The sequence below is a fragment of the Actinoplanes sp. NPDC026670 genome, from assembly GCF_040638175.1.
GTDB lineage: Bacteria > Actinomycetota > Actinomycetes > Mycobacteriales > Micromonosporaceae > Actinoplanes.
On the sequence record NZ_JBEZXU010000015.1, the window covers coordinates 1 to 11,196 of the forward strand.

Below are 11,196 nucleotides of genomic sequence, written 5' to 3' on the forward strand. Positions count from 1 at the left end.
CTACCCCTCCCTTTATTTATCCCGTGTCCCCCCGGGGGGGCCTTTTAACGGGCCGTCAATCTGCCGGCGGGGCGCCCGGCGCGCCCCCCCGCCTCGTGATGATCAGTTGCCGATGTTCGCCTGCGGGCCGGCGTAGGTGGCCAGCAGCGCCGGGACGTCGGACGCCGCGTCCAGGGTGTACGAGTAGAAGCTCGCCGGGTCGAAGGCCGAGCCGTTGGTCTGCTGCTTGCCCGACGAGTTCTTGACGATGCTGCCGCTCTGCTTGAGCTGGGCGGCCGACGTGTCGTTGTAGAACGGGTTCACGACGTTGTCGAAGTAGCTGTTCTCCAGAACCATCTTCGTGCTGCCGCGCGACAGGTTGCCGTACGACGTGATGTTCTGCAGGTAGTTGTTGTAGAGGTGGGCGTAGGCCACGTTGTCGGTGCTCGGGTTCCGCTGCACGGTGTTCTTGATCCAGTTGTGGTGGATCGTCATGCGCGAGGTGACGTTCTCGGTCCAGCCGATGCCGAACGCCTTGTTCCCGGTGTCCAGCACGTTCCAGGACACGGTCAGGTACGTGGTGTCCTTACGGCTGTCGATCATGCCGTCGTTCATCCGGGTGATCTTGTTGTGGTCGATCCAGATGTGGTCGGCGGTGTCCATCTGGATGCCGTCGTAGTCGTACGTCTTGTCGTCCGGGTCGTCCTCGGTCATCTGCGTGTCGCGGATGGTGAGGTTGCGGATGATGACGTTCTTGACGCCGGCGCCGAGGAAGAATCCACCGCCGACGATCTCGCCCGAGGTGCCGACGCCGACGATGGTCTTGTTGGACTGCACCTTGAGCTCGGTGCCCTTCGGCGTGATCGTGATGGCCTTGGCCACCTTGATCACGTAGGGCTCGGTCGCGGTGACGTACTTGGTCAGGTCGGCCAGCGTGGACACGGTGACCGTGGCGCCGGCCGCGCCACCTGTGGTGCCGCCGCCGGTCGAGGCGAAGCCGTCCGGGGTGGACGCCCAGGAGCGACCCGACACCGGGGTGAACGCCCACTGCTTGTTGCTGTTGGCGGTGCACGTCTCCTGGATGATCGCCGCGCCGTTCGCGGTCGAGGCGCCCTGGTCGGAGATGCACAGCCCGTTGCCGGCGTTGATGATCTGGAACGTGTCGGTGCCCGACGCCGCGAGCCGCCACTGCTGGTTGGTCTGCGAACCGACACAGGTGTACTGCTGCAACTGCGTGCCCGAGGTCGTCGACGCCGACGGCACGTCGATGCACTTGCCGCTGTTGACGTTCTGGATCAGGAAGTTGCTACCCGACGCGACCAGCTTGAACTGCTGCCACGTCGAATTCGCGGTACAACCCCACTGCTGAAGCAACGCGCTGTTCGCCGTCGACGCCGACGGCACATCGATGCACTTGCCGCTCTTCTTCACGACCAGCTGGTAGGTGGTGCCCACGGTGGGGGCGGTCGCCGCATTCGACGGCATGATCGACCAGCCGACGAACGCGGTCGGGACAGCCAGGATCGCGGCGGCCAGCAGGATGCGCTTCTTCTTCATGATCAACCCACCGGGTTCCAGGAGTCGGTGCCCGCGAGATACTTCTGCGGGGTGTAGTTCGCGGCCTGCGAGTCGCTCAGCTGCGGCCGGTTGCTGTTGGTGGTCGCGCCCGACCCGGTGTTCTTGTATTCCAGGAAACGCGCGTTCTGCCAGACATTCCCCGACATGTCGGTCCAGGGCTGCGCGGTCTTGATGGTCGCGCTCAGACTCGACTCGCGGAACAGCACCTGCGCATTCGGGCCCCACGGCCGGCCGAGCTGGGTGGTGTTGTTCGTCGCGCCGGTGATGGTGCTCTTGTAGATCAGGAAGCCGTAGGCGTTCGCCGCGTCGGTCCGGGCCGCCGTGATCGGGCCACCCGTGCTGCGCTTCTGGTAGATCTTGGTGCCGTTGAAGACCGCCGTGCCGGAGCCGAAGATGAAGTCGACGGTCCCCTCCACGTAACCGCCCTTGACGTAGGCCCGGCCGCTGTTGACCAGCAGGGTGTCCTGCGCGCCGAGGAACCGGACGTTGTCGAAGACCAGCCGGTCGGCGTTCAGGTTCGCGGCGACCGCCTGCGACCCTTCGCCGTAGTCGTTGGAGATCGTCAGGTTGACCGCGTTGAACTCCTTGCCGTTGGCGAAGAGCGTGGCGCTGCCCGAGGTGCCGTAACCGCCGGCGTTGCTGCGGTTGTTGACGATCACCACGTCGTCGTTGGAGTCACCGCCACCCTGGAGCGTGATGAACGGCTTGGTCGACGGGATCGTCACGATCTCCCGGTAGGTGCCGGGCTTGATGGTGATCGTCTTCTGGCTGGTGTTGCCGGTGCCGACCGCATCGATCGCGGCCTGCACGGTCTGGTAGGTCCCGGTGCCGTCGGCGGCCACGGTGAACGTGCCGGTCACGACCGCCGTGAACGCCCACTGCTTGTTCGAGTTGGCGGTACAGGTCTCCTGGATGATCGCCGCGCCGTTCGCGGTCGAGGCGCCCTGGTCGGAGATGCACAACCCGTTGCCCACGTTGATGATCTGGAACGTGTCGGTGCCCGACGCCGCGAGCTTCCACTGCTGGTTGGTCTGCGAACCGACACACGTGTACTGCTGCAACTGCGTGCCCGAGGTCGTCGACGCCGACGGCACGTCGATGCACTTGCCGCTGTTCACGTTCTGGATCAGGAAGTTGCTACCCGACGCCACCAGCTTGAACTGCTGCCACGTCGAATTCGCGGTACAACCCCACTGCTGAAGCAACGCGCTGTTCGCGGTCGACGCCGACGGCACATCGATGCACTTGCCACTCTTCTTCACGACCAGCTGATACGCCACGCCGGCGGTCGGAGTGGTCGCCGCATTCGACGGCATGATCGACCAGCCGATCAGGCCGGCCGGCACGATCATGGCGGCCGCGAGGCCGAACACCACCGATTTCTTCTTTGCCACTGCGGTCTTCCTCACGTGCGGGGATGACGGCCGCGGGGGACGGCCGGTGTTCCTGTGCACGTAGATGCCGCTTCAAGGCGAAGACAACAAGAAAATCAAAAAGATCTGGATGGGGTACGGCTAGGCGCTCTCACCCACGAGAGAGGCATCCACCCGGTCCCGCCTGTCACGAACAGCTCACCGCTGTCTCGAGCGCTCCGAGACAGCGGTGAGAGCCGGCCGTGGTTCAGCCCCGGGCCGCGGCGTACTGCTCGCGGATCGACGGGACGGCGTCCGCCTCGTACACCTCGGGGGTCTCGGCGGACCAGGTCGGCGGGACGTCGCCGCCCGCGGTGACCCACGCGGCCTGGCGGGCGGCGCCGTCGGCGACGTATTCACCGGGCGGCGGGACGACCACCGGCTTGCCGAAGAGCGCCGGCGCGATGCGGCGGACCGCCTCACTCCGTGCCCCACCACCGACCAGCACGATCCGGTCGGCGACCGCCCCGGACGCGGTGAGCGCGTCCAGCCCGTCGGCGAGCGCGCACAGCATGCCCTCGACGGCGGCCCGGGCCAGGTGCGCCGGGGTCGACGTGCGGAGGGTGAGCCCGTGGATCGAGCCGGTGGCGTCCGGCCGGTTCGGGGTCCGCTCCCCCTCCAGATACGGCACCAGAACCAGACCGTCGGCGCCGGCCTCCGTGCTGAGGGCCAGCTTCGACAACTCGTCGTGGCCGACGTTCAGCAGTTTCGCCGCCGCGTCGAGGACCCGGGCCGCGTTGAGCGTCACCACGATCGGCAGGAACCGGCCGGTGGTGTCGGCGAACCCGGCGACCGTGCCCGAGGGGTCGTTCGGCGAGACCTCCGACGAGGCGAACACCGTGCCGGACGTGCCGATCGAGACGATCACGTCACCCGGAACCGCGCCGGTGCCGAGAGCGGCCGCCGCGTTGTCCCCGGCGCCCGGGCCCAGCGGAGCACCGTTGCGAAGGTGACCGGCGATCCCGGTCGGGCCGAGCACCTCGGGCACGATCAGTGACCGGCCAAACCCGAGCTCCAGCAGATCGTGACGGTACTCGTTGGTCCTGGCCGACCAGTAGAGCGTGCCGCTGGCGTCGCTGCGGTCGGTCTTCAGATCGCTGAGCGACGTCGATCCGGACAGCTTCCAGGTCAGCCAGTCGTGTGGCAGGCAGACCGCGGCCACCTTCGCCGCGTTCTCCGGCTCGTGGCGGGCCAGCCAGCGCAGCTTGGTCAGGGTGAAGCTGGCGACCGGCACGATGCCGACCGCGTCCGCCCACGCCGCGCCGCCGCCCAGTTCGGCGATCAGGTCGGCGGCCGCGCCGGCGCTGCGGGTGTCGTTCCACAGCAGCGCCGGGCGGACCACCTCGCCGTTCTCGTCGAGCGCGACCATGCCGTGCTGCTGCCCGGCGATCGAGGCGGCGGCCACGTCGTCCAGGCCGCCGGCCTCCTCGATCGCCTGCTGGAGCGCGGCCCACCAGGCGTCCGGGTGGACCTCGGTGCCGTCCGGGTGGGCGGCCCGGCCCTGCCGGACCAGCTTCCCGGTCTCGGCATCGCGGATCACGACCTTGCACGACTGCGTCGAGCTGTCGATCCCGGCGACGAGCGCCATGATTACCGGGCCCCGATGAGGTGCTCGATGGCGAGCTGGTTGAGCTTGACGAAGTGGTAGCCCTGCGCGCCCGCGGCGTCGGCGTCGAAGTCCTCGAACGCGCTGCGGTCGGCGAGCAGGTCGCTGTAGCTCTCGCCCGGGTTCAGGGTGGGCACGCCCAGCTCGGCGACCTTCGCGGCGGCCAGCGCGGCCTGCACCTCGGGGTCGGCGCGGAACGCCTTGGCCCGCTCCTTGAGCAGCAGGTACATCTTGATGTTGGCGCGGGCCGACTCCCAGACGCCGTCGAAGTCCTCGGTACGCGACGGCTTGTAGTCGAAGTGCCGCGGGCCCTCGTAGGCCGGGGCGCCGTCGACGCCGCCGTTCTCCAGCAGGTCGACCAGGGAGAACGCGCTGAGCAGGTCACCGTGGCCGAAGACCAGGTCCTGGTCGTACTTCGGGCCGTGCTGGCCGTTCAGGTCGATGTGGAACAGCTTGCCGTGCCACAGCGCCTGGGCGATGCCCTGGGTGAAGTTGAGCCCGGCCATCTGCTCGTGACCGACCTCCGGGTTGATGCCGAACAGCTCGGGACGGTCGAGTTCCTGGGTGAACGCGATGGCGTGGCCGGCGGTCGGGAGCAGGATGTCGCCGCGGGGCTCGTTCGGCTTCGGCTCGATGGCGAAGCGGAAGCCGTAACCACGGTCCTCGGAGTACTGCGCGAGCAGGTTGAGGGCCTCCCGGTAGCGGTCGAGGGCGGCCTGCACGTCCTTGGCCGAGTCGTACTCGGCGCCCTCCCGGCCACCCCAGAGGACCAGGGTCTTGGCGCCCAGCTCGGCGCCGAGGTCCATCTGGCGCAGCACCTTGCGCAGCGCGTAGCGGCGGACGTTGCGGTCGTTGCTGGTGAAGCCGCCGTCCTTGAACACCGGGTGGGTGAACAGGTTGGTGGTCACCATCGGCACGATCAGGCCGGTCTCGTCGAGCGCCTTCTTGAAGCCGGCGACGATGCCGTCCCGGGTCTGCGCGTCGGTGCCGAACGGGACCAGGTCGTCGTCGTGGAACGTGATGCCGTAGGCGCCGACCTCGGCGAGCTTGTGGACGGCCTCGACCGGGTCGAGGGCCGGGCGGGTGGCGTCACCGAACGGGTCGCGGGCCTGCCAGCCGACGGTCCAGAGACCGAAGGAGAACTTGTCGTCGCGTGTGGGCTGGACGGACACGGGTAACCTCCCGGAAATTGTTTAGTGGTTGAATTATTTGACCGCGGTATGGCACTGTCAAGGGCGTGTTGGCCGCCTCCACAACTCCGGTGCGCCAGGCAAGCGTGCGCGCCCATAATCTCGCGCTGGTCCTGCACACCGCGGCAAACAGCACATATCCGCCCTCCCGCGCAGCCGTCGCGGCGGCCACCGGACTGACCCGCGCGACCGTTTCCGCCCTTGTCGACGACCTAGTGGCCGGCGGGCTGCTCGTCGAGGTCGATCCGCCGCCACGCACCGGCGCCGGGCGGCCCGCGGCAGGGCTCGCGCTCACCTCGGCCGGGCCGGCCGGGCTCGGCCTGGAGATCAACGTCGACTATCTGGCCGCGTGCGTCGTCGACCTGACCGGCGCCGTCCGCCACCGCCAGGTCGAACACGCCGACCAGCGGCCGGTCGAGCAGGCTCAGGCGCTCGCCACGCTCGGGCGGCTCGCCGCGGCCGCCCGGCTCGCCGCCGAGGCCGACGGGCTGATCGTCGCCGGCGCCACGCTGGCGGTGCCCGGCCTGGTCGCCGACGGCCTGGTCCGGGTGGCCCCCAACCTGGGCTGGCAGGACGTGGACGCGGCCGCCGCCCTGCTCGCCGTCCCGGAGCTGGCCGACCTCCCGATCACCGTCGACAACGAGGCGAACCTGGCCGCCCTCGGCGAACTCCGCGCCTCCTTCTCGCCTGGCGACGGGGCCCGGCATTCGTTTCTGTACGTCTCCGGGGAGATCGGCATCGGCGCGGGGCTGGTGATCGACGGCGAGCTCTACCGCGGCGTGCGGGGCTGGAGCGGCGAGATCGGGCACGTCACCGTCTATCCCGACGGGCGGCCGTGCCGGTGCGGCGCCCGGGGGTGCCTGGAGCAGTACGCCGGGCAGGAGGCGCTGGCCCGCGACGAACAACTGGCCGCCGCCGCACTCGGGATCGCACTGTCGGCTGTGGTCAACCTGCTCGACGTGCCGGTCATCGTGCTCGGTGGCGCCTACGCCCCGATCTTCGGCACGCTGCGCGAGGGCATCGAGGCGGAGCTACGGCGACGGGTCCTGACCGCGGGCCTCGCGCCGGTCGCGTTGCGCCCGGCGGCACTCGGGCCGGACGCGGCGATGCGGGGCGCGGCCGACACGATCATCCAGGCGGTACGCGACGACCCGGCCGCCTGGCTACGCCGCTTCACCTGACGTGGAGACGGACTGCTCGATCCGCGCCGCGGCTGGAACCGGCACGCGTGGTGACCTGTGGCTCGATCCGCGCCACGGATCGCCACGCTGAGGTTGGGCGGGCGGGTCGGCGTACCGCTGCGGGGTTTGAAAAACGGCGACCGCCGGCCCTCGGTGAGAGGGACGACGGCCGCCTTGGGTGTTGCTCCTGCCTAGATGACGCCCGTTCGCGAGCCGATGGCCTGCGCGAAGATGCTGGTGATCTTCGTGGGGTCGGGGGCCAGGAAGACACCGCTGTTGCTGTTCGGGAGGGCGTCCCGCAGCATCTTCAGCTCGTCCACGCTGACCTTGTCGCCTATGCCGATGAGCACGAGGCGGATCGGCCTCTTCGGGTCCTGGGCCTTCTTGAGCGCGGCGACGACCTGCTCCTTGGTGAGGCCGTCAGCGTTCTCGTTGGCGCCGTCGGTGAAGAGGATCACCGAGTTGATCTTCTGCGACGAGTAGTTCTTCTTCACGTGGTTGTACGCGTCGAGAACCGTGTCGTAGAGGCCGGTGCCGCCGTTCTGCTTCGGGTCGAGCTGCGCGATCGAGTTCTGCAGCTTCTCCCGGCCGGTGGTCAGCGAGGTGATCCCGACCAGCTGCCGCCAGGGCTTCGTGCCGTTCTCGTCGGTGGAGAACCGCCACACGCCGACCGACCACTTGTTACTGAAGAGAGAGAGGCCCACGCTGGCGGCCGCCTGGGTCACCTGCGCCCGGGTCTTGCCACCGGCGGTCGGCACCGTCTCGGCCATCGAGCCGGACGTGTCGAACACGGTGAGTGCCTGACCCGGCTTGGTGGTCGCGATCCAGCCACCGACCACCGCGCTCAGGTCGGCGCCGGTGAGAGCGGCCGACGCCGCGGTGCCCTCGGCCGACTTGGTGGCGGCGGGGGTGACCGCCGGGGACGCCTTGGGCGCGCCCATCGGGGCCGGGAAGTTCGCGCCGTAGCTGCCGTCGGGCGCCCGCAGACCGGCCGCGGCCAGCGCGTTCTTGGCGACGACGGACTGCAGCTGCTCGAGCAGGTCCTCGGCGGCGTTCTTCTTCTGCTCGTCCACCACCTGCGGCATGATCGTGTACGGGTAGTCCAGCGGCGCCGGGCTCGGCTCCATGTAGATGGCGCTGAGCGGGATGGCCGGGCGCTCGGCGTTGTAGGCGACCACGTCCTCCTCGGACAGTGGCGCCGCGCTCACCGTGTTGCTGCTGCCGATGTCGGCTTCCGACTTGGGGAACTTCGCGACCAGCTCCTCGCGCAGCACGGCCTTGTTGGTGTCCAGCGCGGTGAGCGCCCGCGACTTGGCCTTGAGGGCCTCGATCGGGTCGCCGCCGACAGCGCCGGAGGCCTGGCTGAGCGCCAGCAGGCTGGTCAGGCCGGACGCGTCCTGCGTCGGGTCCATGATGCCGACCTGGAGCGGCTCGGCGGTGGAGAAGTTCGTCAGCAGGTCGCCCCAGCCGATCGACTTCTTCGGCCAGCCGAAGGTCTTCGCGATCGGCTCCGGCATCGCCAGCACGAGCGGGCTCTGCGCGACCGACGTGGCGGTCCGCGGCAGGAAGCCGGCGGCTTCGGTCTGGATGCGGAGCAGCCAGGTGGAGGAGTCCGGAACCCACACGTCCGGAACCTGCTTGGCGTCGGGGGCCGGGTTGAGGCCGATGAGGGCGACCGAGTGGTCGCGGGTGACCGCGCTCGCGATCGTCGCCGGGAGTTCGTCGGTGACGTCGACCGCGATGCAGGTGCCGTCGACTGCGGCACCCGCCTTGGTCCACTGATCGGCGACCGACTTGATGGCGGGCACGATCTCGGGAGCTGCGGCTACGTTCAGTCGCACGGATCCGGAGCATCCGGAGGCGGCGAACTGCTGATAGCCCAGGTACGTCCCCGCAATTACGACGACTATCGCCATCGCACCTCCGACGACGCCCGCTCCCTTTGAGTTGAAGTTTCTACGATGGCGGCCAGACACGCGCTCTATAGTGCGCATGTCCGAAGCTGAATGCCATATACGTTCGGACGAAAATTACTCAGATTGGCGCTTCCCGATCTAGAAAACACCCACCGTGATGACGCCGTCTCGATGTGTATCAACTTTGACCTGCGACATGCCGGTTTTGAAGTATTTTCGCAACCGACACGCCGCAATGTCCGAACTTCCCTATGACCTGATCATCGGCGGATTCCACCGGAGCAGGCAGGTCGGAGTCGGTTCACCAGTCGGTTCACCTTGGAGTCCCGGAATTCCGGTCTCCGGGTCGATGCGGAAAACGGTCACGTTGTGTGAACGTTGATTGGTCACGTAGAGGTGATCGCCGAGCAGGACCATGTGCCTCGGCCACACCCCGCTCACCGGCACCTCGGCGATCAACGTGACGTCGTCACCGTCCCAGGCGAAGGTCGAGACGGTGTCCGGTCCACGGTTCGCCACATAGACGAACCGGCCGTCCCGGCCCATCGTGATCTCCGACGGATAGACCGGCCCGGCCGAGGTGCTGGTGGCGATCTCGCCGCGCGGCTCCAGCACCGGAGCGCCGGCCGGGCGGTGCCAGCTGAGCGTGCCGGTCAGCTCGCCGACCACCAGCAGTGCCCCGTCAGCCGACCGCACCAGGTGCCGGGGGCCGGTGCCCGGCTTCGCCTCCACCGCGGTCTCCGGCAGGCCCAGACGGCCCGTGTTCGAGTCCAGGCGGGCCCGCCACACCCGGTCCGACCCCAGGTCCGAGATCAGCACGTCGGCGCCGTCCGGGACCACCTGGTGCGCGTGCGGGCCGGTCTGACGTTCCGCGTCGGGGCCGGCGCCGGTCAGCGTCAGCGAGTCGCTGCGCTCCCCCGGCACACCGTCGCCGTCGAGCGGGTGCACCGACACCGAGCCGCTCGCGTAGTTGGCCACCACCAGATGCCGCCCGTCGCCGGTGACCGCCAGGTGGCACGGATCCGAGCCGCCGGTCGGCCGCGTCGTCAACGGGACCAGCGAGCAGTCCGGCCCCACCGCGAAGGCCGAGACCGTGCCCTGATCCAGCTCGTTCACCGCGTACAGGACGGGGAGGGTCGGGTGCTGCGCCAGGAAGGACGGCGAAGGGGTACGGGCGGCCAGCCCGAGCCGGGTCAGGTCCCCGGTCACCGGATCACGCCGCAACAGCGTGATGCCGTCCCCCTCACCTCCCTTGTCACCGGTGTAGCAGCCGACGAAGACGTACTCATGGCTCGAACCCATGCGTCGATCCCACCACAGAACGCCGGGAACGCACGGCAGGACACCGCCGCCGGCGGCGCGGACCCCCGTTGATCGCCCGCGCTGCCGGCAGCGGCGCCGCCGGTGCTCCCCGATCAGCCGTTCAGCAACTCGTAGGCGTCCGCCGTCGCGGCGACCGCGTCGGCGGGGGCCTGGATCGGGGACGCCTTGCCGTACTGGTCGTAGACGACCTCGTAGGTGACCGCCTTCGCCTTGCCGGCCGCCGGGATCTTCACGACGGCCCGGGTGACCCGGCCCGCACCGTCGAGGGTCACCTCCAGCGGTACGGCCTTCGCCTTCTCGCCGAGCGCCTTGAGAGTGTCCGCGTCGACGATCTCGGCCTCGGTCGACTTGGTCAGGTCGGTGGTGCCGGCGTACGTGCCCGTACCGGTCTCCTTGAGATCGGCGGCGGCGGTCAGCAGCGTGCTCACGTAACCCGGGTCGGTCTCACCGGCGTAGGTGAGGTCCTCGGCCGAGTCCTTGGAGAGCTTGCCCTGGTCGAGTTTCATCCACTTCTTCGGGAACTTCGGCAGCCCGGCGCCGGCCGGCGCGTTGTCGAAGGCGATCTTCGCCCACGCCTGCTTCTCGATGACCAGGAACTTCATCGTCAGGGTCATCTCGGAGTCCGGGATCTTCTCGAAGAAGTCACTGGTGACCGACTTGTGCGGGGCGTCCAGCACGCCGCTGAACGACTGCTGCCCGCCCTTGACCGAGTAGTGGAACGCCGGAGTGGTGCGGCCCGGCACGCCCTTCGCCAGGGTGGTGGCGGCCGAGACCTGCTCGACCGTCTCCTCGACTGTGTCCGCCACGCCGCACGCGCTCAACCCGGCGCCGGCGATCAGCAGGGCGCCGGCCAGTGCCAGGCGCTTGGTGAGAACGTTCATCGTCTTGTCTTTCCTCACGGGGTTCTCGGTGCGTTGATGGACACAGGCTCCTGGAGACGACTGCCGATGCGCTGCGGCTATGCTGCTGCCGGCTGCCGTTCCGCTGCCGTCGATGGAAACCGCAGGTCAG

8 protein-coding genes are annotated in these 11,196 nt (G+C 68.9%); 1 reads left to right on the forward strand and 7 read right to left on the reverse strand.

Features of this window, described 5'->3' with window-relative positions; genetic code table 11:
* Positions 1-102: 102 nt before the first annotated feature.
* The 4 genes from AB0E94_RS16440 to xylA all read right to left on the reverse strand — a co-directional run bounded on the left by AB0E94_RS16440 (position 103) and on the right by xylA (position 5,747).
* A complete protein-coding gene (locus AB0E94_RS16440) occupies positions 103-1,536 on the reverse strand; it encodes an RICIN domain-containing protein (RefSeq protein ID WP_360326890.1) in 1,434 nt (477 codons plus the stop codon).
* Between the two features lie 2 nt (positions 1,537-1,538).
* Positions 1,539-2,951, reverse strand: coding sequence for a pectinesterase family protein (locus tag AB0E94_RS16445; RefSeq protein WP_360326892.1), 1,413 nt, complete (start codon positions 2,949-2,951; stop codon positions 1,539-1,541).
* A 226-nt stretch (positions 2,952-3,177) separates the two neighbouring features.
* Positions 3,178-4,557 carry a xylulokinase gene (gene xylB / locus AB0E94_RS16450; protein ID WP_360326893.1) on the reverse strand — a complete coding sequence of 460 codons (1,380 nt, stop codon included), beginning with the start codon at positions 4,555-4,557 and terminating at the stop codon, positions 3,178-3,180.
* 2 nt (positions 4,558-4,559) lie between these two features.
* Positions 4,560-5,747 carry a xylose isomerase gene (gene xylA / locus AB0E94_RS16455; RefSeq protein ID WP_360326895.1) on the reverse strand — a complete coding sequence of 396 codons (1,188 nt, stop codon included), beginning with the start codon at positions 5,745-5,747 and terminating at the stop codon, positions 4,560-4,562.
* A gap of 104 nt (positions 5,748-5,851) precedes the next feature.
* Between xylA and AB0E94_RS16460 the strand changes: the two genes are divergently transcribed.
* On the forward strand, positions 5,852-6,946 hold the full coding sequence (locus tag AB0E94_RS16460) for an ROK family protein (protein WP_360326896.1): 1,095 nt from the start codon (positions 5,852-5,854) through the stop codon (positions 6,944-6,946).
* Between the two features lie 191 nt (positions 6,947-7,137).
* Here the strand turns inward: AB0E94_RS16460 and AB0E94_RS16465 are convergent, their stop codons facing one another.
* From AB0E94_RS16465 to AB0E94_RS16475, 3 genes are all read right to left on the reverse strand, one after another.
* Complete coding sequence (locus AB0E94_RS16465) at positions 7,138-8,787, reverse strand: substrate-binding and VWA domain-containing protein (RefSeq protein WP_360326898.1); 1,650 nt, start codon at positions 8,785-8,787, stop codon at positions 7,138-7,140.
* A 324-nt stretch (positions 8,788-9,111) separates the two neighbouring features.
* Positions 9,112-10,164, reverse strand: coding sequence for a lactonase family protein (locus AB0E94_RS16470; RefSeq protein ID WP_360326900.1), 1,053 nt, complete (start codon positions 10,162-10,164; stop codon positions 9,112-9,114).
* 113 nt (positions 10,165-10,277) lie between these two features.
* Positions 10,278-11,066, reverse strand: coding sequence for a hypothetical protein (locus AB0E94_RS16475; protein WP_360326902.1), 789 nt, complete (start codon positions 11,064-11,066; stop codon positions 10,278-10,280).
* Between the last annotated feature and the right edge of the window lie 130 nt (positions 11,067-11,196).